Here is a 21,425-nt window from a genome sequence, read left to right as displayed (position 1 = left end):
ACGCCAGATTAAAATTTGTTCCCTATTCCCAGGTGAGCGCCGACCCGGACCCCTGCCAGCCCGGCCACGGCACGCCATAATTTCATGCCCTCAACCTCATATGCCATGAGGAAAAAGACGATATCGGCCAGCAATCGATCAAACTTATTCTTTGCCAGTTCACACGCTCGGTCATGTCGGCAGCTGGCCTTGATCATCTTGTGAAATTTCGGAATGACGAGACGCGCCGGACCTGGTGGAGCGCTGGCCCCGTTCCATTTGTAGCCTGCCGGAACCGTGACCCCGTAAGCATGGAAAGGTTGCGTCAGCACCAGCACAGAATTGTCCTTTCCCTGCTTCATATGGATCTCTGTATCAACGTTGCGGTCAGAGAGATATTGCAGGTACTTTTCAGCGGTCTTGTAGATGATCTTTTTTGCAATCTTCAAAATTTATCCTCCCCAGGATAATAAAATCAGCCTCAGCAATCCTTTCGGCACGACTCAAGGCCATGCGTCCCGTAGTCGTAATATTTACAGGGGCGCACAAGCTTGTTGTTATCATCAAGCACCGAACAAATTTCTTTGCACTCTGGATTTTTCAGCACGTAGACTGCGCCTACTTTGCGAACCGTGGTTTCTATTGGAGTTCCTTGAGTCATTTATCTACTCCACCGGGGCAAAGTATGGCTGGGCCGTCTGCGGATTGTACGACTGGTAGTTGTAATCCCCCTGGTAACTTGGACGTCCACTGCTCACTGAATGCTTTCCAAAATCATTTAAGAAATAAGCCCCGGTTCCGAATGTCAACAAATCAACGAATTTATCAGCAGTCTGCCAGCCGCGATGGTCAGGAGGCCTTGTCTCAAGATTCTGCTGAAAGCGTGGCTCCCCGCGCACAGAAAATTCCTTCGGCAGATACGCCTTGCTGCCGTCGGCAAGAGTGATCATCTCCATCTTGACCTGGACCCCGGACTTAGCAAACATCTTTGCTGTTTGATTGTCCCGGTTCTTATGCTGATCAGTATAGAGAAGGTCCCTTTGTACTGCCGCCCCGGTGATTGTAGCGGTTACATTCCCCGCCGCATCGTAGAGCTTAATTACTGCTTTCTCAGACATCTGGGACCAGCATCCGGATAGAACTAGAACCGGCAACAGCACCAACAAATAGACAGTCTTTCTCATGGCCATACCGTTAATTTAATTTGTGGCTCGTTAAGCTCAAAGCCCGTTATCGCGTCGACAAAGCCGACCTGCGTATCATTTGTTACATAGCCCATGACCGCGTGGGTGTTTGTCACACAGAGCCCGACAGTCCAACCGTGTTTCGACAGTTCGCCGACCAGATCCCAGACAGCGTTGTCGCAGTCGTTCCGGTCCAGTTCGTAGTCGAAATTTCCCCTAGAGATGATAAAATCATTAACCGCCTGCCGGATTTCATCCCCAGTTGGGAGGGAATAAGTTCTGTCCAGCAGGAAGTTTCCGAACCTGGATTGTGGCAATATTGCCCGCAATTCTGATGCGTTAATTTTCACGCTCACACCTCATAGACTCTATGTTCTCCATTCAACGCACCACGTCCGACAATCACGCCGTCCTCAACCCTAACGCTCGCCCCGGTTGGATAATAGTCTGAGGATTGCGCCGGAACGATATTTCCGAGCACGTCCTCGACAATATACCGTGAGCCAGACAATCTCTGTTTCACGGTCCCAAAGATTGTTACTTTTCGATCAGGGTTAAAAATATTTTTCAACGCGTCGTTCATACTTCCCTCTCGATGTTGAGCGACATATTGGCCGCGTAGTGGTCGCCGGATATCGTCACAGTCAACTGGCACCACCTAACCATGCCTGCCCACAATCCATACCTGTCACCGACGCGGGCAATCGTCCCGGTCTCGATAAAATCATGCTTCGGACAATTACAGTTCGGCTCGTCGCGGTCCGTCGAGTGATAATCAATCTCACCACGGCATCTGGCGACACCAACAACATCACTGGTCAACAGGTGGTCAATGATATTTGGCCCTTGGTTGTCTGCCGGCGCCCTTTTAACCGTGATCTGCATTACACTTCCTCGTAGTCAATAATCGCAGCCGTGTAAAATTTATCCCCGGCTGAGAGCGATACCCCAGAGACAAGCCGGTGTTTATACTGTGCCGCCCGTATCGGATAACTTATATCTGCCAGACATGGGGCAGATGTGGCGGCCAACTGCTTGCCGTTCAACGTGAGCGCCGATGTTCTGCCATACCATTTCGTTACTGTCGGGTCTGATTTCGGCCAATACGAGAGCTCTACCGGTTCCGTGTCAGCAAACGTGATCTGCTGCTCTTTTATCCGTGTCACCTCGCCGATTCGCTGAATGTCGCCGCCATCTGTAGCAGCCACGCAGTTGATTTTTATCTCTGCCGCGTTGTAGTGGAGCCAGAAAAACACCTCTGTTCCTGGGGCAAATTCACTAGGCAAATTGCCGTTTGAGTCAGCGTGTTTTGATGCGTCGATTTCTGCTCGGATAAAACCGGAATCGCCGGCAACCCCGTCACCAAATGGAACAATTATTGTTGTTTCGCTCGTATTCATGCGATCTCCAAAACCTCAGGGTAAAACTGTACGTCTTCTATTTCGTTGTCCGTTGCGGTGAACGACCAGTATTTTGTTGTATACGTCACGGTCACAAGGCTATGTTGCTCGTCGTCGGCCGTCGCCGTGCCATTTTCAACAACCGACAAATTACCAAGGTCTCGATATCCCCATTCGTAGTCGATCAGCTCGAAGCACGGTTTCGATGTTTGCCCGGAGCCATTTTTAATCTCTATCTGCTCGGTGATTTCCTCGGCGACAACGCCGTTGGCAATCACTTGCACCCACGAGCCTCCCGAGTGCAGCAGGTTGGCTTGATAGCGGTCACTCCAAGGCGTGATGAAGACATGCACCTCCTTGACACTGGACGATATCTCTACGTGCTCCATGCTTACGCCGTCACTCGCAAACTCCTGATTGCTGGCGAAGAAGACGTTATGCCCTGCCCTCGGCGAAGGATTCGGTATCACAGAGGAAAAAACATCTTGGTCAGACAGTTCAATCCCCGGTTCAACGCTGCCCCAATTCGGCGGGCTTACCGGATACTCTGGGCGACATATCAGCGTGTAGCCAGAAAGCGGAGTTTGAACTATTCCCCGAGCCGCGCCGACAATGCGTTTAATAACAGATATTGCCGACTCGCCGGTCGACGTTAAAATCCCTGCCGGGATATACCAATCAACCAGTTGCCAATCGACGTCGAACGGAGTGGCAAGAGCGGCGCAGATCTCCGAGGCCATGCCGGAAAATTCTTGCGCGACAAGTTTGTTGTGCGGAGCATCGAGTAATTTTGTTGGAGAGACGAGCGGGACGATATATGTGTCGTTTGCCACTTCCGGCCTTGATATGTACGGGATCTCGGTCATAAGGTTGGCCGTAACGTCGCCAATCTGAACAGTCACCCCCCCCATCCATTTCCCGTACTGAAAGTACTCGGCCTGATTTGCGAGTTGCAGTGATCCGATGCAGTAAAATTGCGCGTCGTCCTGTTCCAGCATGATGTTTGTGGCTGACCTGTGCTCGACGCCGTTGCATGTGATAGTGATGTCAGCTTTTTGGACGACACCGAAGCCGCTGGCCAGAATGTATAGCTGATCAAGGACGGACCGCAACAGCTCCTTATCAAGCAGATCGTACTGTTGATCGGCCAGCGCCCTGACTTCGTGCGATGCGAGGCCGTATTTTTCCGCAAATATGCTGCGCAACGCCTTTGGGTAGCTCCAAATCTGATCGAATGTGGTCCGGTATCGATTAGCGTTATCAATCGCCTGGTTACATATCCTGCGCATCATAAAGCAATCGCCAAAACGCTGGTCAAACGCCATGCGGAACTGTGGCATATCGCCAATGAGTTGGCGAAAAGATGTGAGCATCCGCAGCGATATCAGTTGATTAAAAAGCGCACGCTGCGCCTCGTTGATGTCGTATTTTTGATCAAACAGCATTCGGAGCAGCGCGCCCTCCAGATCATAAACCTGATTACATAATGCCCTGAGCAGCGCCGCCGTTGTGTATATAGACGTAGGTGGAGTAAAATTTGAGGTCCACCGAGCAACGCCTTTTGAAATCCTAAATTCGTCGATGTATCCAGCAAGCGTAAATCCGGTGTAGTCACCGAGTCGTCCTATTGTTGGAGTGTAGTTGGAGTTTAGATGTGTGACCCCAGAAACATTGACAGTTGTTGCATCAAACGTGCCGTCAATGGCCACATATAGCGTGTTGTTGTAACGGATAAATGCAATATGATGCCATGTTGCAGCAGTTATACTGCTAGTGGTCGTCAGCGTGTAAACGCTCGAACCATTTCCTATCCTGAAAAATATTTGCCCTGTTGTCTGCTCTATGCGCAGATACGTGGCAATATTGGATGCGCTTGGCGATGACGGCATTTGCCCGAAGATTGACCTGTAGTCAGCAAAACTGTCTATATAGACCCAGCAATCAATAGTAAAGTCGCTTGAGCCAAAATGCACGTCATCGGTGTCAGGCAATGTGATATAATCTCCAACCGCCCCGATACGGATAGACGACGCTCCGAATTTCGCCTGATCGGTCTCGTGATGCGCTGACCCGTAAGAAGTTAATGTATGGTTAGAGGTGGAGCTATCGGTAAACGTTGTTGATCCGTCAGTGTCGTCTGAGTGGATCAGTAATTTTGTGTATTCGTCGTTTCCGGCCATGTCTGCCCTCTACTCAACAATCCAACTAAACCAGCACTGCTGGCAAACTCGCGCCATCTCGCCAGTATCTTCGTCAACTCGGTCTTTTGTCAGTCCACCGCACTCGGGGCATTTGTCAGTGTATGCCCCGGCAGGTAGATGAAATTTCCCTGTGTTGCTGGAGTGCTCGGCGTTAATGCGGTTAATCTCTCGTCCAACGTCGGCCATCCCTTGCCGCACGCTTTTATTGCTGCTGTGCATCTGTTTCAACAGTTGCAGCAGGTGTTGCAAATCCCGCTCGCTATATGCACCCAAATTCAACATTGCCACACCCATGCTTGTCTAGTTGCGCTTAAAAGATGTTCTCCGTTTATTTTATGTCCGCCGTAGGCATATACATACACGCCTACCCTGTACCCAAGATTTTCACTGCATACCGAAAAAGACGGCCTACCCACATAGGTAATGGTATTCCAGTCCATACATGGCGTATAGTCGGTCGGGTCAGGGTGAATATCCTGCCTCACGTATTCAAGGTTGGAACAGCGAGTTTCATGATCGGTGGTCTCTATTGCCCATAACCAATCCGAGTACAGGGTAGCACTAAATCCCCCGACGCAATACGGTACGACTCGTTCATTCTGCTTATACCTGCCTTTGGTTTTTGTAACTTCTGCGTCCCCCCCGGGAATTGACGAACAGTCCGCTGTAGGGCTAAAGTTTGACCAATCGATGCCTACTTCGTGCCCTGGCAACATACATTGGTCGTACCCAAGGTCGACCCATTGACCAACGTCCGACCGCAAAAACTCTGTGGCAGTGGTGCAACCATCGGTAACGCTGACTTCGGTCGACCCGCAAAAAGATGTATCGGAGTAAATCCTGATCTGCGAAGAGATTGACGTTATCGTTTTCTTGCCGTTGCCAAAAAAAGTCCCCTGCGCCGTTGTTTTAAACGTGTACGGAGCCCTGCCGCCAATCACATAAACAGCCGCGTACCCGTCATTCGGCAAAACCTCTGCGGAGCGGTCATAGTTCCATTCCAACTCAACCACTTCGTCGCAGCACGATTTGTAGTCAACTTTCTGCTGATAAACGATAAAACCGCAGTCGCCATCGGGCGGGCTAACCGGCACAAACTGGACAACATCAGCCCCGTATCGCTCTATATATTCCTGCTTAGCAACAGGGTCCAAGTCTTTCCCGCCGGTATTTTTCACATAGACTTTTTTGCACTTCGGCAACGCAATATCTGGCGGATCACAGCACACACTCTGGTAATATTCTGGCTCCGCCAGACTGCCTGCTGTTTCCTCGTTGCAATCGACGTAATCGCCAAAAACATTACGGGTGATTCCAGGAAACCTGTACTCTCCAGCCCCGACATCTGCAGGAGTCGGCTCGTTTGCGTATTCGTAGTGGTGGTGTTTCCCGCTGCATCGACATTTGTATTCAACGCGATCAGTGATCCAAGGCGGTCTTGTTACGTCGACAACATCGATCAGAGCTTCACGGCGTGGTCCACAAAATTTTTCTCTGGCAAGCTGGTCGTCATCCTTTTTGTCAGGTACTTCCAAGTCGATATCTTCAACAATACCTCGGTAAAAACCGAGTACCCTGCAATCCACAGGCTGCTGGTCGTCGTCGCCGTAGATCAGCAAGTCGACCATGGTGTATTCGGTCTGATATGATGCCGCGATAACTCCAGTTACCGGCTTGCCCCAGTACAGGGTGTTGCCGTCACGCTCGATTGCAGGGCCAGATTCAACGCCGTCCTGAGACACGACAGAACCAAGCCAGGCAAAAGAGGAATTGCAGATAACAGGTTGTTCAAGTTGGAAACTCGCTGCGTCCTTGACTGTTATTCCACGATTAACCTGCTCTCCAACTATCGCCTGTTGCAGCTCCTCGCCGTTATCGAGTCGCAACTGGAATTGATCGCCGGGAGTTGACAACCACACCTTCACCTGGCACAGCCAGTTGCCGCCATCGTCCTGATCGCATAGCGACAGGTCGAATTTTTTCTGGACAGTTTCGGTGAATTCTTCCTCTTCCGGCGCCTGTATCTCTGCCGATTCCTCCGGTTCAACGCATGGATCGATACTAAACAGCTCGTCGACCAACTCGGCAACCTCGCCGCGCGTAGCGGTCGTTTTGACACCGACCTGCTCCAGCCTGATAAATCGCCCGGCGCTGATATCTTGCGCCGTGCTGCCGTATGGGATAGGGAGTGATGAGTTGCTCATTCGTTTTTCTCCCATCTCGTGCCGAGCTCATCGCCGGTACAGACCGAGTAAAAAACTTTCAGGATATCTTGTTCTCTGTCACAATCACGCCCAGCGCAGCCGATCATCCCAACAAGGCCGCCATCGGAGCAGTCTGCAAGGAGTTCTTCGACACATGGCGGGATTTCAAAGTCAAGTGTGTCCGTTTCGGCCGCGCCGTCATCTCCGGTCCACGACGCAATTGCCGTTACAGACAGGCTGCTGATAGATGTGGCGCCTTCATCCTGGCCCTTGTCGATCTCCAGGGTCAGCGTGTATTTATAGCCGGTCGCCATGCCATTGGCCCGCAACACCGTGCAACAAGGCTGGGATAGTCGAACTACGGAGCCGTCCAGTGTTATCTGCTGCGTCGGCAAAACCTCACCGTCTGAGTTGATAAACGGCATCTCTGGCACGAGAGTACCGCTAAACATGTACGGCAGTTCGGCTATATCTGAGCCCTGAAAAGGCACCGAAAACGACACGTACTCAGTGATAATTTCCGGACCTGATAGCTCGCCCTGATTGACGGTCAGGTCATAGCGAAGATCAAGCGACGACGGCCACAGGTAAAAATCAAGCTCGATAGTCACGACCCCTTTGTCGATCGTCGCCCACGGACACGCGTCTTTGACGTACGTAAAGGCAGACCGGCCGGCCCTGGCCCGCGCAAGCATTTGAGACAAATCGTTCAGGTCTGCGTCTTGGCCCTCTGCCTTATATTTCTGCTCAAGTCGCATCCAGTTCACGCCGCGATCAGGTGTGGACGCCTCCGGCACAGCATACGTTATCGGCAACGCGGCTATCATGCTGCCTCCTCGTCTGCAACTTGAGTGCAGTAGTCCACATTTACCTCAAGCTCGTGGCTCCGCTCGGTCGGGTCCTGTGGAGTGTTGTCATCATCCACGGATCGCAGCAGTCCGCCGCCAAAGCACGTTACACCGATGGCGTAGGATTCCTCAGCCTTCGGAGGCGGTTCGATTTTCAGCAGTTCACAGCCGCCAACCCATCTAGCCCAAGCGTATGAGCAAAAAACATCTTCGACCGCATCAGCGCGGGGAGATATGCGCATCTGTCGCGAGTGCCGGATTGCCAGATATTCAACAGCAACCGAGCCGTAAACCGGTTTTGAGATTGCGATCTCGTTGCCTTCTACACTGATTGCCGGAGGGTCAGTTTCTTCACCTTCTGTCCCCCATGGAGTAGCGGCCCATTCTGATGATATGATTTTTTGTGCCGGATATTTTAGCGACTGCTCGGTGTCGAGGGAAAACTGCACTAACTCCCGCACAGTCACCTCCTGGACGACCATCTCCGACAATGAGCCGTGAGTAAGGCCGATATCGTATGTCATGGCCAGGTCATACGGATAAGCATAGAGCCCAGACTCGAAGCTGTTATCATCCTCAACACCACAATCTACGTCAGGACCTTCCGTGTCATAGAGCGACGAGGATAGCGCCTGAACAAGATTGAGCCGCGTCACCCTGCCAATACCGGACCATCGAGCCTGTTCAAGCACCATTCCGGCGCTCCGGCTACTGTCCGGCAAACCGTATGTTATCGGCAGGGCGATAGTCGGCATTACCCGGCAGCCTCCCCGCCGAGAACGGTTGTACAGACGTTATTTGCAAGGGATGCGGAACCAGCTGGGACAACAAGTAATTGCCCGATTGGGATTGTGGCCGGGTGAGTGGTAAAAGTAAGCGTGTCACCAGCAGCCCATGTCCCGGTAAAGAATCCAACTGGAATCGTAAAGTACGGCCTGGAAACATCCGAGTTTGTTTCGGTAAATTCCGTGCCAATCACCCCGGAACTGAGCGTGCCGAGCGTATCGCCTGAAAGCGTGTAGTGGGTCGCGTCGGTAAAAGTGAGTGTCCAATCCTGTTCGACCGTGCCGTAATTATCTAGCTCAATCGGATATGTGGTGTCATCAACGTCGCCGTCGCCCGCTGTTGTGGCAACTGGTGTTGTTTTGGTCGGCTCGATGTCTGCTGTTGGCTGGATCATTGAGGACACGCGAGCCCCGGACGCAACGGTATACGAGTTTGTAAACGTCCCGGATCTCGTGATAGTCACGACAAGGCCGGAATATGTCGGTGTGCCTGAAATGGTAAAATCTTCCTCGGCCCCGTCCGTTGCAACTGCTGTTGAGTGAGAACAGATGCGGCAGGCGTAACCGTCTTGAAAAATATCGTGCGTTCCACCTGGGAGAAGGTCTGCGTGTTTAACAACAACGTCAAACGTTGAATCCCCCGCCGTAATATCAGCGTCAAGATCGGCAGAGCCGAAAAGGTCTTTCGAGGCAAGCTCGGTTTTTAGTGTGCTGTCATCGTTTGCCATTCGTTGCGCGGATTCCCACTTGACGACATAGTCATCGGGGCTCAGTGTCGGCTTGTCGTGATATGTCTCAGGGTCCTGTAGGGCGTAATTGTCGGTGTTTTTCAGTCCCCAGTGAGTTTTTACCGCAAGCGTGATTCCGGCTATCCGCTCACTTGATTTTATCTTGCGAAAAACGTTTTCCGGTGAGCCGGACGTTAAAACTGTATTCGAGCGCCGCCCGTTAGATAGTGCTGAAAAAACTACTAAATCGCTTGATTGCATATATCCTCCTAAACAATTCTTCCAGTTACAGTTCCGTAATGCGGGTGGCCGCTTGGAGGATCGGACCTGTTTCCTTGCGCCACAAGGTTAATCCCGTCAAGCGGGATAACAATATTCATCTGCCTACCGTGATATTCAAACGGCACAGGCTCTCCAGAATCAGCAATAAGTCGTAGATATTCAACCTGTTCTGTTGTGAAATAACCAAACAACTTGTTGCCTTCCAGCTTCGCCGTTAAAGTGATCTCTTTCGGATAATCTCCAGAAAATCTTTGCACTATCAATGAGCCGCCCAACGTAACATGCTCGCTCCCCGCAGATCCCGGAGATGTCAACCAGTCTGGAACCTGCAGGTATTTGCTAAATTCAGCCCCGTTTATAGTGATCATCTTGATGACCCTCTCTGCATTTTCTGCAACTCTGATAAAACGGTTTTCGCCAGGACGCGAGCGTCTCCATGTGAACCGGAACCACTGTAATTTACGGTGAGGTTATAAACAGACGAACCTCCAGCAGAAACGGCGCCTGCCAGCGACACCGGCCCTGCAGGAGTACCACCTGTAGCAAATCCTCTTGCCAGTTCAACAGGGAAAAGACCACGCCTGACCATCTCCATAAAGCGGACACCATATAGCTTTACAGACTCAGTTGGTTGCACAAATTCGTGTTTTTTGAGCATTGCCGGAACGTCGTCTTTCATGCCAGATCCACGCATAATAAGAGGATTAGCAAGACGCTGGAACTTTGCCCACACGCCGCCGCCAGTATTGAAACCAGGCACCCACGGGACGGGGTTGAGCCCGGGAAAACCGCCTTTTGCTTTTCCGGCGACGGCGACAACCCCTTTCATGTCTCCGAACAACCTATCCAGCTCGCTTTGGCTCGGCCCGTTGAGCTTGATATTAATCTCCATCTCTCGTTTTTTCTTAACGAGTTTGTCAGTTTCGATATCGATGGTTTTTATCGCCGCTTTGCCTTTTTTTTCGGCGTTATCGAATACCAGCTCATACGCCTTGCCGATCTCCGGGACAACCACGCGAGCGTAACTGTCCGCGGAGTTGCTCATCTCGTCGACTTTTGATTTTATGCTATCAAAAACACTGGCCAACTCTGGAGCGTCTTTCTTTAATGCCTCAAGGAGTTTGCCGCCTGTTGACTTATTCAATGCCTCAGCAGCTTTCTGTTCCTGCTCGATGATTTTTCTCTGGTATTCCGCAGCCTGCTCGCCGGCGGCCCTTACCCCTTCCATCGCTGTCTTCAGCGCGGCCTGCTGAGATATCGCAACAGTCTCCCCATTCTTCACTTCACGATTCAGGTCGGCGTATGCGTCTTCAGCTTTTTTGGAAAACTCAACAGCTTTTTTCATGTCGCCAGCTTCGGCGGCCTGCTGTGCGGTTTTCATATACTTTTCAGCTTCTTTCTTGCGATCACGCCATGCACCAAGATCTGACATCCCGGTTCTGGACATTGCCCTGAGACGTTCAGCAAGAGACTGTTCCATCCCTGCAAGTTCCTGCTGCAGGCGCTTTACGTTTTCCGCATATTTTTTGTACTTCTTGAGCATTTCATCGGTAACTTTCTGAACCGAATCAGCCTGTTTTTTCCCAGATTGCTCTGCAGCTTCTGCAACATTTTGATATCCTTTCACAAGATCACCGCTCACTTCGTCAAATCGCAGCAAGCCCTTCTTGACGGCATCATCAAGTTCTTTTATCGAGGTAACAGTCACCCCGGTTTCTTTTGATATTTCAGCGAAACGATCAGCAAGTCTTTTATTAGCTTCGGCGTTTTCCTTGGTCTGTTCTTCTATTTCTTTCTGAATTTTCTTGAGTTCTTTCCAGCGGTCATAAAGTTTTATTGATTGGACGACAGCATTAACAAAAGCAACAGCAACACTAGCTGTCACTGCCGCCATTGCCCCCATACCAAGCGTTACTCCGGTGATGACGCCACGCAGTTTCCCAAACCATGCTATAAGACTGGAACCAGTTATCACTGCAGCTGCAGCATTAAATCCTTTTAAAAATCGAATTAAAATTCCACCTGCCGTAGTCACTCCATAAATCGCGAACGCCCATTTTCCGAGCGTGGCAACAAGTTCCTTATTTTCAACAGTCCACTTTGCAGCCTCGGCCGCCGCCTGAGCAATAGACGACACCAATTCGCCAATATCATTGGCATTCGCCTCAAGATATTCAGCAAGGTCCTTCATCACATCGACCATTTTCTCATTTTCAGTCACTGCATCGGTAAGCTTGGCCTTTACCAGATCATAAGCCCCGGCAAACGTTTTCACCGATTCTGCGGCCCGGCCCATTTTGGAGTTCGCCTGCTCAAGAAAAACCATGTAGCGAACTTGGGCTTTCTGGAGGTCGTCAAGGTTCTTCCACGCTCCCTGTGTTGCTCCAGATGCCTCATACCACGCCTTTACATAGTTTTCGTTGAGGGTAAGCCCTAAGTATTCTGACGCCTCAGCCTCACCTCTCAGCGCAGCGGTTACCCTCTCAATTCCTCCGAGCAGTGTTGTCTTGCCGGCTGACAGGTCAGCTGTCCTGGCAATCACTATTTCCATCTGCTCAGCAGAAAGACCAAGGCGCTTGGTCATATCTATTGTCTGGGCAGCAGCAGACCTGATATCTGTTTTTGAATAAATACGGAGTTTTTCAGAGAGGCTGTCGACAGTTTTTCCCCATGTCTCCATACTGCCGACTTTATCGAACTCACGGTTGGCAGCCTCGAGTGACGACTCAAGCTCAAAAGAGGCACTGTTTGCCTCTTTGATAATGTTGACCGTGGAAGACAGCAGGTTGAAACCAAGATACGCCCCGACAAGCCCGGCAACATGGGCCTTGGCTTGAGCCATCAGGGTATTACCGTTCCCAACCTCCTTGTTAAACGCCTGCAACCCCTGTCTTGCACGGTTTATGCTGTTAAAACCTTTGGCCGAAGCAGCTAAAATGAATTCAAATTTTTTTTGAGTCATCAGTTAAACCTGTGCTATTGTTAAATCATGAAAGGGATAATTCGCATATTCATAGGGCTAATCTTGCTCAATTTCGGCTACGACATGGGCCAGTGGATAATTATTATCCTTTCCCTTCTCCTACTCTTCTCCGGAGCAACTGCTGCTTTAACTTGGCTTATCAACCTTATTGCCGAGACAAAGCATCCTGACGAGCAATCTCGTCAATAGTGTCAAGAAACAGGCTGAAGCCGTAGTTCCAAACGTTATGATGGCCCCGCTCTATCAAGTTGATTGCGGCAGTTCTAATCCATTTGCTGCCATCAGATCCGCTATCTTGCGCATCTGACTCAGGGCCTTCACTAAAAAAGGGTTCTGCTTGGCTGCCTCCTTGTACAACGGCTCAAGTTCAGACGGCGCCAGTCCCTTCCCCAGGAAATCATCAACTGGCACATCAATGATTTTCTGCAGCAATGACTGCGTCATATACTCATCGGCAAACATCCAGTCCAAGGCTGTCGGCTCTTCCTGTTTTTCAAGTTCAGGAAGCATTGCGTCAATATCGGCAACTGTCAGCTCAACAACCTTGACCTTGACACCTTCGATTGTTATTTCAGATATTTTCCTCATATCAATTACGCGTCAGTTATAATAGTGAACGGTGCAGAGCCGTCCGTCGGAACATTGATCGTCACATCAAAACCGACGGTGGCCGCCTCATTGCCAACCATGGAAAAATTACCGTTCGGCTTGATTGATCCACGCGGTATTTCGACACGGGATTCCTTGTTGTTGAACCTGTTTACTCCCCGGCCCCACATTTTCAGGAATCGAGACGATGAGGTGCCTCCAGATAGCAGGTATCCGCTTTCTGCCGCATAACTATACGAAGCATGGAGAGTATCGCCGCCGGAGATAGATCCAGTAGACAGCACCTTTATGAGGCCGAGTTTTGCATCTACAATTTCGTAGTCTGTATCGAGGACATATGTTGTCGTGTCTGTTTCGTCTTTAATTACCAGATTTGATATATCGATATGATTAAGCCGCGATATCCCGTCGCTGTACGCCGTCACATCTTCCGGATCGCCTGCGTCTACAGTGCCGGCAGATGCGGTGCGCGCCGCATAACTGCCCATAAAAGCGTTTGCGAGCGTATCGATGTTGAACCGGTTTACGGAAAAAGAACATTTTGTTGGCTTGGCATCGATCATGGTGTCTGCAGCCTGCCCATAGTCTGCGTTGCCAGTTGAGATTATTTCAAGCTCTTCCGCGTCGGGGATGATCTGAAAGTCAGTGACGTTTCCAGCTGGGAAAACCTCCCCAAAATTGCCGTTTGAATCCTCAACCTGATAGTAAAGATCAAGACTTCCTCTGTAGCCCTGCATCTGTTTTGACATAACAAACCTCTTTTGTGTGTTTCAGTTAAAAAATAGGCTCCTGAGAAAACAGCAACTCAGCTGCCACAACATAAAGATCCGGCCCTGGATGGCTGCCTTCCTGATCTCCAATCTGCCACTTGAGCCCTTCCAAGGAATACGGGCTGTAATTTCCATCACGACCCAATGCCCTGATATTTGATACAATCTGTTGAATCAATGTCTTCGCCGAAGCGGTCTGGGCATCATCGGTATCTATATCTCCATCTCCGTCAGTGTCAGGGTTCACATACAGCCCGGCAACAATAATGATGCTGAATTTTGAACTGTTAGAGCCATCATCGCCGCCAACGATCCGGAACTGAGTGAATGGATAATCGTTCCCATTCATCCCCGGCATACGTTTTGAATCCAGACCTGAGACAATGATCCGCATCTCCCGCGACACACCTGACGGAGACTCAAATACAGCCCCGTTCAGTATTTCACCCCATCTGTCGACTACCTTGTCGAGAGCATCAAACATTGAAAATCACCCCAGCTTTTTTCAGAAAATAATCGGCTTCATGAGCCATGTTTTTATCCATGATTTCTTCAGTGTAGTTGTCCAGTTTCTCGTAATAATGTTCACTGTCGAGAATTCGCAGCGGGGACGGACCAAACATTTTCTCTATCCGGTTCTTTCTGAAAGCGTTCCACCAGTTACCGAGTCCACGCTCGCGACGCTTAAAAACTCCGATATGCCCAGACTCTGTCTCGGCGATAAACGCACCTTTTACGACCTTCCTGGAACCACGACGGATCATCACCTTGATACCCTCTTTCGGTGAGTAACCGCCGCTCTTGAGACGCTTTGTTGAAGGAACGCGCCTAGGAGTTGGGCGAAACTGATAGAGCGGTATGCCAGGCGAACCTGAACCGACAATGGAAGCCTGCTTTCTATGCAGGTTTGCCCTGTATATTTTCAGCTCCTTACGGACCGCTTTCTGAGTGACCGCATAATCCCTGGCAACAAGCTTCACACCATACGCCCTGGTTGAAACAATCGACTTGTTCAACGCTGAAACAGTTGCTTTCTCCAACGCAGGCTCCGCCGCTGCAATACCTTTTGTCAGCCTGCGTAACTCGTCTATGTCGCCATGAAACGTTATCATCCGACCGACCTCTCAACAGTGAGGCATGACAGAATCATACCTGACCGGTGGGAGATAACAGTCCACCGGTCGCCGTCAATATCAACAGTCTGTTCCGGAACTTTTTCATCTATTGCCCCAGGCTTGTGATAAAGCTTTTCCCGGTACACGTTCGTTAACTCAAAATCAGCGCTTTCAAGTTCAACATGAGAGACAAAAGCTTTGATGGGAACACCGTCAATTTCCTTGTCTATTCCGGTTCTCGCCAACTCACTTTCAGTATCGGCAACCATATATTCCAGCTCGGTGGTCATGGACGATTAAACGTTAAGCAAAACCTTGACCGTGGTGGCTGCACTGGCAGCATCGGCAAAGGCCTTTCCAGCAGCAGTATTGGTATCTGTCTTGTCGATCTCTCCTGCGGTATCGTCCCAGTAAACCTGGTCGCCCTGGCTTATCACCAGCGGAGCCTCCTTGGGCAAGGTCCACACCTCAGCAATTGCAACCTCACCTTCTGCACCGTCAGCGATATCCCCTAGGGCCACACCGATAAGGGTACCAACCTCGACCACATCTCCAGCCGCTACGTCGGCACTGGTACCGTTGGTCCAGGTCATTACATTGCCTTTTTGCACATGATTTGTAGCCATGATAAAATTCCTTTTTTTCTATGTTTCTTCATAAGCCGGCACGAATTACGGACCGGCTATCTATGCGTCAGTTACAATCCGCTATGTGTCAATTACGCGCCGGCGTTTTTGTAGGTACCTGGGTGGTCAACAACCCCAGCACCGAAGTCATGACGGACCTTGATAATCAGCGCGTCTGAGTTAAAATCCACCTGCTCCTCGACATAGGGTTGCTCTTCACCCTCCAGATACGCGGCCTCGATAACCGGCACCTGGTTGGGATGGGCAAAGAGATACCAAGCGGTTGCACTGGTGGCATCGAGCAGCGGATCAGAGATCGGCGTCAGTTTGCCTGCCCATGGATTATAGACGCCTGCAGACTTGTTATCGTCGGGCAGAGCCGTTGAGCGGAGAAGGACCTCGGCAGTTGTCTCCAGAGCCACCGGAGTCAAAAGGAATGCCGGAATCACGTCGATTGACTCACCATCCAACCCGGTCTGCTTGCGCATTGCAGCCCGGCCAGCGCCCAAGGTGGTGGAGCTGAGAGCCCCGCCTGATGCAGCCAGATTGGAATGATCGGCATGATAGAGGGCTGTGCCGTCGGACATGGCGCCGTTGGTGTTGATCAGCGAGTAGACAGCCGCCGACTCCATGCGCCGTGCTGCAACGCCAAAGAGCTGCGGAACCCTGGTAAAGGCCCGAAGGTCGTCATTGATGATCATCGTGCGGGTAAGCGGCACCCGTATTCCCTTGGTGATCACCCTGTAGCTCTCCTTTGCATCCGAGAATATTGCCGTCTTGTATTCGCCGTTCTCGCTGATTCCCTGCAGATCAGGCGCACCAGAGAGCTTCACCGCATGGATATCACGAAAATCGTTTGCCCCAGTGATTGCCACGAATGGCCGCCAGGTTGACGGCCATTCATCATAGGCGCGCATCAATGAGCGACCAACCAGGGAGGAAAAGATATTGGCAAAGTCAGAGGTGGAAGTGGAGGCGATAGCCCGACCGGCGATATCCATCCTGGACATGGAGCGACAGTTGACGCCGCTTGCCTCGAGCAGCTCGCGGCAGATCTCGATCATTGAGCGCCCGCGAAAATCACGTGCGCCAGCTGCCGGTTCTGCAACCGGAATCCCCTGGCGCATCAAAAGCCCATCGGTGATAGCCGCACGCAGTTTCTCCGGCGCCTCGGTGCCAACATGGGCGCCTGTGCCGATTGGCACATTGCGCTTTTTTAGCTCGGTAAATATAAGATCTGATGCCCGCTCACGACTGACATCAGGATTATCGAGCAGCGACCTGGCAAAGGCTCCGCCGTCTAGATCACCGACTCCGGCTACATCTATAAGCTCCTGCACAGAGGCACGCCTGGTTGCCTCACGGCCCATTGCCTGAACTGTGCGCTGCTCAACGATTGCCTCGAGTTCCTCCTGGCTATAGGTACGACGACCTTCTCCACCACCATTACCTGCTGCTGCGTGTGTAGTATTACCTTCCCCATTACCTGCACCATTAGCAGGCGCTGCAGCACGTTGTCCTGGATCTATTCCAGGCAGGTCTACACCATCTTCCTTTAGTTTGTCGTAATAGTCCCATGCCTCCTGCTCAGTTGCGTCGGCCCGGAGCCCGTTTTCTCTCAAGAATGCTAAAAGTTTTGGATTCATCCCTTTTCTCCTTTTATGGCTGGGATTGTCTTGTTTGGCGGGCTATGCGCCGCACAGCGAGTGTAAGTCCCTGACCTTCGCCAACACGTCGGCGCCGATCGGGGTGATTGAAAATTCCATTAGCGACCATTCATAGGTCACCCGCAGCGGCCCCTCAAAGGTCCGGCCGCGTACAGAGGCCTCGTCGCCCTCTGGGATCCAGATCGACTTGATCTGCTTGTAGCCGACTGAGCCGTCAGTGATATGACGGCCCTCTACTTTTTGTTTAGCCGCCTGGCTGTCAGCATCTTCGGCGAAATAGACGATACCTGACCTGGCCGCATATTCTCCTGCGTCAGTCTCACTGAAATCACGGACATGACCGAGAACATCCTTTACCGAGTACCTGGAATGAGAGTCGAGCAGCACAACTTGACCGTTGGCAGGAACAAGCATGCCGTCAGCCAGCAGCACTTCATAGACAAACTCCCACCGCTTCCAATCCCAGACAAGAGTAGGTTTTTCGGTTGTGAGTACCCACTCAAACCCGCCGTCCTCGGTTGGCGTTGCCCGCTTAGATTCCTGGAGATTGCCTGATCTGGCCCACATACCGGTATGGATGCCAGCAGTGCGCAGCAGCTGCTCAATCTCCGAGCGGAGCTTATAATGTGGTGTGCTCTGTTTTCTCTGCAGAAAAGGCATAGTTACTCCTCGGCACCTTCGTTAATTCCAAGCCGCTTACGGCGCAGCTCGGCAAGTTTTATGAGTTGTTCCTCTTCCTCTATTGCGTCGTCGATGACGTCGTCCCAATCAAGCCCCCTAGATGCTGACTGGTTGCGATGGGTGTCAAGGGTGAGTTCGATAAGTTTTTCAGCAGCCTTGGCATCGGCATTTGGGTCAACCCAGTGCCAACCTGGAAACTGCCCTTCGGCCATCTCATGATAGAAATCTGGATCTTTTGCATAACCAGGCATTGGCGTCGGATTCATGCCGGCCAGATAGGCTGCCTCGATAAACCAGGCAACAACTCCGCGATTCGGCTGTTCCTCTAGGAACTGCTGCTGTCCGCGATAGGAAAGCCTCTCCTCAAGCGATCCAGACCTGGCCGAAGCATAAGATGCATCTGTATAGTTATTGGTATAAGCTTCAAATGACATGCCTATCCCTGCCGACTGATACCGCGCAGAGTCCTTTGTAAACGGCTCATAATTAGCGCCTGGCTGAGTCGGGGCGTTCATCTGGACATCGGTCCCGGGCGGCAGTTTCTGGACAATATTTGAGATGATCTCTTTCGGCGCGTCCTTGGTGCCGGTGTCTGCCGGTGTTGCCGGACTGGACTGCCCGCCAAGCGTCAGCCCGCCACCGAGGTTAAAACCAGGCATTGATGATTTCAAAAAGGCAACAAATGCTGCCTGTGTTCTGGCAGCGTCATGGGTGATATGCCGGAAATCCTCCATGCGGTAAGATTCCATAACAACTGCTACAAGCCAGGCAATACCGGAATATTGCGAAATACGCCGCCGGTCCCAGACATGGATAATGTCTGCTGCTGGAATACGCCGACTGGTCGATCTTCTGCCAAGAGCGAGATAGTCTCCAGGATGATGGTCGAGGAAATGGTAAAAGAGCGGCCTTCCTGTGGATTTATCGTATTCGATGCCTTTGCGAGCGACATTGCCATTTGACAATTGGCCGTCGACCAATGCGTCGAGTTGGTCAAACTCCAGCAGCTCGAGCCTTAACGGAACGATACCAGGACGCGAGGTATCGTATACCCTGTGGATAAAATACTGACCGTCCATCCACATATGCAGGAGACCGAGTCGCTGGGTTCCGCCATAGGTCTCATGGCCGGTGATTTCGCAATATTTTGCCCAGCGCAGAAACCTATGACGCCATTCCTTGTTGGCTTTTCGGTCAAGCCTTCCGTCAGCCTTTCTGAATTTGAATTTCGGCATGATGCCTGCGCGGACCACATTGTCACATATTCGCCGCAGTGCGCCGGCTATAAGCGGGTTGTTTTCCGCCTGGTCTCGGCATCTGGCAGCAACCAGTTTGTAGGCTTTTTTGACGTTGGCATCACCTGATCGCAGCCGTGGATTAAAGTTTCGGTCTGCATCTGCGGTGGATCCGGCTGTAAATGCACGGTACATATTACGGCCATAAACCCACCGCCCGGCAAATGACGGGGATATCATGTTCAACGCCCCGCCGATAATTGAGGTATACCGGTCGTAGATCTTGCGGGTGATGGTTGTTTTGTCACCTGACATCAACGCCGCCCTCCAAAAACAAACGGCTCTGCCATATAATCAGAGCCGTCAAGGATTGCTATCTGTGCCTCGAGATTGCTGATACACCGCTGCAGGGCGTTGATATTTGCCCGGGTATAGGTCATGCCATCAGGGCTCGACCAAGACTGGTTGCCTTCGAGCACCTTGATCTCAGCATCTTTGTATAGATCCAACCGTGTCTGTAATTCTGCGAGTGTCGCCATGATTTCTCTCTTCTCTTTTCTCCAAGGTGCAAAACGTTGCTTCCGTTGGAGAAAGAATAGGCGACAAATTGTGGTAAAAAAAGAGTGCCGATACCACAGGTGGTATATTACCACTGGTGGTAGTCAGCTTCGTGCACTGGCACGAGGTTTGCTATTTATAATGATGTAAAAATAAACAGACGGTCAGGAATAGCGACAATGGCCGCTTTAGTTCGGTACATATGTTTTCATAAAAAAAAAGCGGCCCGGATTTTGGCAGGGATCCGGACCGCTGAAATAGCATTATTTCTCTGCGCAGGCAATGCCAGACCTGCTTTCAACAAATCGGGCAAAGAGAAGTCAAGTTCACTCAATCGTTTTCTGCCCGATATGCGCCGGGACCGCCCCGACGACTTGTCCTTCAGCGGCGGACCACACCGATATCAAAAAAATACTTTCGTCTTGTCGTGGTATCAGTTATTCATAACCGTTTGCGATGTAATATGATGCACTGGTACACTCAGATACAACGTCAGCAACATCATCATCTGATTGACGCGGCATCTTTGATGCCAGTTCCATACATTCTGTAAATAATTCGTGTCTGCGTTTCCCGTAATCAGATGATTTCTCCTTTTCTTCTGCGCATCCAGCAATAAGAGCTAAGCATAAAAGAACAGGCAGAATAGTTTTCAAATTCATTTCACACCTCTGTCGTGTTATCTTGCGCTATGCCTAACACTAATCTCTCGCAATCAGCCTACGGAAAGCCTCTGCCGCGCACAGTGGCACTTGTCCGTTTCCAATGGCTTTAAGTCTGTCCACCCGAGCGGCCACCCCATGAGCCACTCGACCCACGTTGGGTTCAGTTGCCCACCAGGTTTTTCGCCCGACCTCAGCAATTCCCCAGGCACCGAATCCCTGTCTCGCTGCGAGACAGGTAGCGTGCTGTTTTTTGCGTCCTGGCTGCATGGTGTTGGCCATCTTGCCGGAGTGTTGACCATCTGCGGCAATGATTGACCTGTCATCTTCTCCGTCATTTTCCCGCCGCGAGTTCCGTCCGTTGCCGATGGAGTTGCCCACAATCCAAATCCTGTCCCTTTTGTGCGGTGCTCCCACTTCTGCCGCCGAAAGCACTCCCCACTCCGCATCGAACCCCATCTGGGCCAGATCCCCGAGAATGACGTCGATTCCCCTAGCAGTGAGAACTGGCGAGTTTTCCACGAAGATGAAGCGTGGTCCCACTTCGCGAATGATCCGCGCAAACTCCTTCCATAACCCAGACCTCTCGCCTGTGATCCCTGCCCCTTTCCCCGCTGCCGAAATATCTTGGCACGGAAAGCCGCCTGAAACCACGTCAACAATTCCGTTCCAAGGCTTTCCATCAAAGGTGCAAACGTCATCCCAAACCGGGAAAGGCTGGAGAAGTCCGTCATTTTGTCGCTGGACAAGTACGCTTGCGGCGTAGGCGTTGACTTCAACAGCGCACACTGTACGCCATCCGAGCAACTTGCCTCCAAGTATTCCTCCACCAGCACCTGCGAAAAGAGCCAACTCATTTAATTGCTCCATTTTTAAAATTTCCTTTGACCGGTACTACTTTCGTTTTA

At 51.2% G+C, this 21,425-nt stretch carries 26 protein-coding genes; all 26 read right to left on the bottom strand.

Going from position 1 to position 21,425, the window contains the following annotated elements; genetic code table 11:
- Positions 1 to 8: 8 nt before the first annotated feature.
- The 26 genes from BLQ17_RS18575 to BLQ17_RS18445 all read right to left on the bottom strand — a co-directional run bounded on the left by BLQ17_RS18575 (position 9) and on the right by BLQ17_RS18445 (position 21,387).
- Entirely contained in the window at positions 9 to 428 is a 420-nt protein-coding gene (locus BLQ17_RS18575) for a DUF1353 domain-containing protein (RefSeq protein WP_092225610.1), read from the bottom strand.
- Positions 429 to 460: 32 nt separating this feature from the next.
- Positions 461 to 640: a hypothetical protein gene (locus tag BLQ17_RS22340; protein ID WP_143005553.1), complete on the bottom strand. Its 180-nt coding sequence runs from the start codon at positions 638 to 640 to the stop codon at positions 461 to 463.
- A gap of 4 nt (positions 641 to 644) precedes the next feature.
- The gene (locus BLQ17_RS18570) at positions 645 to 1,097 is read right to left on the bottom strand and encodes a hypothetical protein (RefSeq protein WP_143005552.1); all 453 of its coding nucleotides are present in this window, start codon (positions 1,095 to 1,097) and stop codon (positions 645 to 647) included.
- 62 nt (positions 1,098 to 1,159) lie between these two features.
- Complete coding sequence (locus BLQ17_RS18565) at positions 1,160 to 1,513, bottom strand: hypothetical protein (RefSeq protein ID WP_092225606.1); 354 nt, start codon at positions 1,511 to 1,513, stop codon at positions 1,160 to 1,162.
- Between the two features lie 2 nt (positions 1,514 to 1,515).
- Positions 1,516 to 1,746 (bottom strand): hypothetical protein, encoded by a 231-nt coding sequence (locus tag BLQ17_RS18560; protein WP_092225604.1) that lies wholly within the window; start codon positions 1,744 to 1,746, stop codon positions 1,516 to 1,518.
- Positions 1,743 to 2,048: a hypothetical protein gene (locus BLQ17_RS18555; protein ID WP_092225602.1), complete on the bottom strand. Its 306-nt coding sequence runs from the start codon at positions 2,046 to 2,048 to the stop codon at positions 1,743 to 1,745. Before BLQ17_RS18555 ends, BLQ17_RS18560 begins: the two co-directional genes overlap by 4 nt.
- Positions 2,048 to 2,563 (bottom strand): hypothetical protein, encoded by a 516-nt coding sequence (locus BLQ17_RS18550; protein WP_092225600.1) that lies wholly within the window; start codon positions 2,561 to 2,563, stop codon positions 2,048 to 2,050. The genes BLQ17_RS18555 and BLQ17_RS18550 overlap by 1 nt, the downstream gene beginning before the upstream one ends.
- Complete coding sequence (locus BLQ17_RS18545) at positions 2,560 to 4,743, bottom strand: LamG domain-containing protein (protein WP_092225598.1); 2,184 nt, start codon at positions 4,741 to 4,743, stop codon at positions 2,560 to 2,562. The genes BLQ17_RS18550 and BLQ17_RS18545 overlap by 4 nt, the downstream gene beginning before the upstream one ends.
- Positions 4,744 to 5,039: 296 nt before the next feature.
- Positions 5,040 to 6,968 (bottom strand): hypothetical protein, encoded by a 1,929-nt coding sequence (locus BLQ17_RS18535; protein ID WP_092225594.1) that lies wholly within the window; start codon positions 6,966 to 6,968, stop codon positions 5,040 to 5,042.
- A complete protein-coding gene (locus tag BLQ17_RS18530; protein WP_092225592.1) occupies positions 6,965 to 7,795 on the bottom strand; it encodes a hypothetical protein in 831 nt (276 codons plus the stop codon). Before BLQ17_RS18530 ends, BLQ17_RS18535 begins: the two co-directional genes overlap by 4 nt.
- Positions 7,792 to 8,571 carry a hypothetical protein gene (locus BLQ17_RS18525; protein ID WP_143005551.1) on the bottom strand — a complete coding sequence of 260 codons (780 nt, stop codon included), beginning with the start codon at positions 8,569 to 8,571 and terminating at the stop codon, positions 7,792 to 7,794. Before BLQ17_RS18525 ends, BLQ17_RS18530 begins: the two co-directional genes overlap by 4 nt.
- Positions 8,571 to 9,590 carry a hypothetical protein gene (locus BLQ17_RS18520; protein ID WP_092225587.1) on the bottom strand — a complete coding sequence of 340 codons (1,020 nt, stop codon included), beginning with the start codon at positions 9,588 to 9,590 and terminating at the stop codon, positions 8,571 to 8,573. Before BLQ17_RS18520 ends, BLQ17_RS18525 begins: the two co-directional genes overlap by 1 nt.
- Positions 9,591 to 9,598: 8 nt before the next feature.
- A complete protein-coding gene (locus BLQ17_RS18515; RefSeq protein ID WP_092225585.1) occupies positions 9,599 to 9,979 on the bottom strand; it encodes a hypothetical protein in 381 nt (126 codons plus the stop codon).
- Positions 9,976 to 12,573, bottom strand: coding sequence for a phage tail tape measure protein (locus tag BLQ17_RS18510; protein WP_092225583.1), 2,598 nt, complete (start codon positions 12,571 to 12,573; stop codon positions 9,976 to 9,978). The genes BLQ17_RS18515 and BLQ17_RS18510 overlap by 4 nt, the downstream gene beginning before the upstream one ends.
- Before the next feature lie 264 nt (positions 12,574 to 12,837).
- The gene (locus BLQ17_RS18500) at positions 12,838 to 13,182 is read right to left on the bottom strand and encodes a hypothetical protein (RefSeq protein ID WP_092225579.1); all 345 of its coding nucleotides are present in this window, start codon (positions 13,180 to 13,182) and stop codon (positions 12,838 to 12,840) included.
- Positions 13,183 to 13,187: 5 nt separating this feature from the next.
- Positions 13,188 to 13,952: a phage tail tube protein gene (locus BLQ17_RS18495; protein ID WP_092225577.1), complete on the bottom strand. Its 765-nt coding sequence runs from the start codon at positions 13,950 to 13,952 to the stop codon at positions 13,188 to 13,190.
- Positions 13,953 to 13,977: 25 nt separating this feature from the next.
- A complete protein-coding gene (locus BLQ17_RS18490) occupies positions 13,978 to 14,457 on the bottom strand; it encodes a hypothetical protein (protein WP_092225575.1) in 480 nt (159 codons plus the stop codon).
- On the bottom strand, positions 14,450 to 15,085 hold the full coding sequence (locus BLQ17_RS18485) for a phage tail protein (protein ID WP_092225573.1): 636 nt from the start codon (positions 15,083 to 15,085) through the stop codon (positions 14,450 to 14,452). Before BLQ17_RS18485 ends, BLQ17_RS18490 begins: the two co-directional genes overlap by 8 nt.
- On the bottom strand, positions 15,082 to 15,357 hold the full coding sequence (locus BLQ17_RS18480; protein WP_143005550.1) for a hypothetical protein: 276 nt from the start codon (positions 15,355 to 15,357) through the stop codon (positions 15,082 to 15,084). Before BLQ17_RS18480 ends, BLQ17_RS18485 begins: the two co-directional genes overlap by 4 nt.
- A gap of 27 nt (positions 15,358 to 15,384) precedes the next feature.
- Entirely contained in the window at positions 15,385 to 15,714 is a 330-nt protein-coding gene (locus BLQ17_RS18475; protein ID WP_092225569.1) for a DUF2190 family protein, read from the bottom strand.
- Between the two features lie 92 nt (positions 15,715 to 15,806).
- A complete protein-coding gene (locus BLQ17_RS18470; protein WP_092225567.1) occupies positions 15,807 to 17,360 on the bottom strand; it encodes a phage major capsid protein in 1,554 nt (517 codons plus the stop codon).
- Between the two features lie 42 nt (positions 17,361 to 17,402).
- Complete coding sequence (locus tag BLQ17_RS18465; protein WP_092225565.1) at positions 17,403 to 18,041, bottom strand: hypothetical protein; 639 nt, start codon at positions 18,039 to 18,041, stop codon at positions 17,403 to 17,405.
- Between the two features lie 2 nt (positions 18,042 to 18,043).
- On the bottom strand, positions 18,044 to 19,612 hold the full coding sequence (locus BLQ17_RS18460) for a phage portal protein (protein ID WP_092225563.1): 1,569 nt from the start codon (positions 19,610 to 19,612) through the stop codon (positions 18,044 to 18,046).
- The gene (locus BLQ17_RS18455; RefSeq protein ID WP_092225561.1) at positions 19,612 to 19,836 is read right to left on the bottom strand and encodes a hypothetical protein; all 225 of its coding nucleotides are present in this window, start codon (positions 19,834 to 19,836) and stop codon (positions 19,612 to 19,614) included. Before BLQ17_RS18455 ends, BLQ17_RS18460 begins: the two co-directional genes overlap by 1 nt.
- A 456-nt stretch (positions 19,837 to 20,292) precedes the next feature.
- A complete protein-coding gene (locus BLQ17_RS22335) occupies positions 20,293 to 20,517 on the bottom strand; it encodes a hypothetical protein (protein ID WP_143005549.1) in 225 nt (74 codons plus the stop codon).
- A gap of 39 nt (positions 20,518 to 20,556) precedes the next feature.
- Positions 20,557 to 21,387: a DNA cytosine methyltransferase gene (locus BLQ17_RS18445; protein WP_092222927.1), complete on the bottom strand. Its 831-nt coding sequence runs from the start codon at positions 21,385 to 21,387 to the stop codon at positions 20,557 to 20,559.
- Between the last annotated feature and the right edge of the window lie 38 nt (positions 21,388 to 21,425).

Origin of the sequence: Desulforhopalus singaporensis (assembly GCF_900104445.1) — a bacterium.
GTDB classification, from domain to species: Bacteria; Desulfobacterota; Desulfobulbia; order Desulfobulbales; family Desulfocapsaceae; genus Desulforhopalus_A; species Desulforhopalus_A singaporensis.
Note: the sequence above shows the minus strand (reverse complement) of the source record. Positions and strands in the feature narration are given on the sequence as shown.

Coding starts and splice junctions, on each gene's coding strand:
- BLQ17_RS18495 (WP_092225577.1), bottom strand. CDS start 13,952: ATGTCAAAACAGATGCAGGGCTACAGAGGAAGTCTTGATCTTTACTAT.
- BLQ17_RS18445 (WP_092222927.1), bottom strand. CDS start 21,387: ATGGAGCAATTAAATGAGTTGGCTCTTTTCGCAGGTGCTGGTGGAGGA.
- BLQ17_RS18515 (WP_092225585.1), bottom strand. CDS start 9,979: ATGATCACTATAAACGGGGCTGAATTTAGCAAATACCTGCAGGTTCCA.
- BLQ17_RS18475 (WP_092225569.1), bottom strand. CDS start 15,714: ATGGCTACAAATCATGTGCAAAAAGGCAATGTAATGACCTGGACCAAC.
- BLQ17_RS18530 (WP_092225592.1), bottom strand. CDS start 7,795: ATGATAGCCGCGTTGCCGATAACGTATGCTGTGCCGGAGGCGTCCACA.
- BLQ17_RS18500 (WP_092225579.1), bottom strand. CDS start 13,182: ATGAGGAAAATATCTGAAATAACAATCGAAGGTGTCAAGGTCAAGGTT.
- BLQ17_RS18535 (WP_092225594.1), bottom strand. CDS start 6,968: ATGAGCAACTCATCACTCCCTATCCCATACGGCAGCACGGCGCAAGAT.
- BLQ17_RS18570 (WP_143005552.1), bottom strand. CDS start 1,097: ATGTCTGAGAAAGCAGTAATTAAGCTCTACGATGCGGCGGGGAATGTA.
- BLQ17_RS18560 (WP_092225604.1), bottom strand. CDS start 1,746: ATGAACGACGCGTTGAAAAATATTTTTAACCCTGATCGAAAAGTAACA.
- BLQ17_RS18490 (WP_092225575.1), bottom strand. CDS start 14,457: ATGTTTGATGCTCTCGACAAGGTAGTCGACAGATGGGGTGAAATACTG.
- BLQ17_RS18485 (WP_092225573.1), bottom strand. CDS start 15,085: ATGATAACGTTTCATGGCGACATAGACGAGTTACGCAGGCTGACAAAA.
- BLQ17_RS18545 (WP_092225598.1), bottom strand. CDS start 4,743: ATGGCCGGAAACGACGAATACACAAAATTACTGATCCACTCAGACGAC.
- BLQ17_RS18520 (WP_092225587.1), bottom strand. CDS start 9,590: ATGCAATCAAGCGATTTAGTAGTTTTTTCAGCACTATCTAACGGGCGG.
- BLQ17_RS18460 (WP_092225563.1), bottom strand. CDS start 19,612: ATGTCAGGTGACAAAACAACCATCACCCGCAAGATCTACGACCGGTAT.
- BLQ17_RS18525 (WP_143005551.1), bottom strand. CDS start 8,571: ATGCCGACTATCGCCCTGCCGATAACATACGGTTTGCCGGACAGTAGC.
- BLQ17_RS18465 (WP_092225565.1), bottom strand. CDS start 18,041: ATGCCTTTTCTGCAGAGAAAACAGAGCACACCACATTATAAGCTCCGC.
- BLQ17_RS18555 (WP_092225602.1), bottom strand. CDS start 2,048: ATGCAGATCACGGTTAAAAGGGCGCCGGCAGACAACCAAGGGCCAAAT.
- BLQ17_RS22335 (WP_143005549.1), bottom strand. CDS start 20,517: ATGAATTTGAAAACTATTCTGCCTGTTCTTTTATGCTTAGCTCTTATT.
- BLQ17_RS18470 (WP_092225567.1), bottom strand. CDS start 17,360: ATGAATCCAAAACTTTTAGCATTCTTGAGAGAAAACGGGCTCCGGGCC.
- BLQ17_RS18480 (WP_143005550.1), bottom strand. CDS start 15,357: ATGGTTGCCGATACTGAAAGTGAGTTGGCGAGAACCGGAATAGACAAG.
- BLQ17_RS18510 (WP_092225583.1), bottom strand. CDS start 12,573: ATGACTCAAAAAAAATTTGAATTCATTTTAGCTGCTTCGGCCAAAGGT.
- BLQ17_RS18550 (WP_092225600.1), bottom strand. CDS start 2,563: ATGAATACGAGCGAAACAACAATAATTGTTCCATTTGGTGACGGGGTT.
- BLQ17_RS18455 (WP_092225561.1), bottom strand. CDS start 19,836: ATGGCGACACTCGCAGAATTACAGACACGGTTGGATCTATACAAAGAT.
- BLQ17_RS22340 (WP_143005553.1), bottom strand. CDS start 640: ATGACTCAAGGAACTCCAATAGAAACCACGGTTCGCAAAGTAGGCGCA.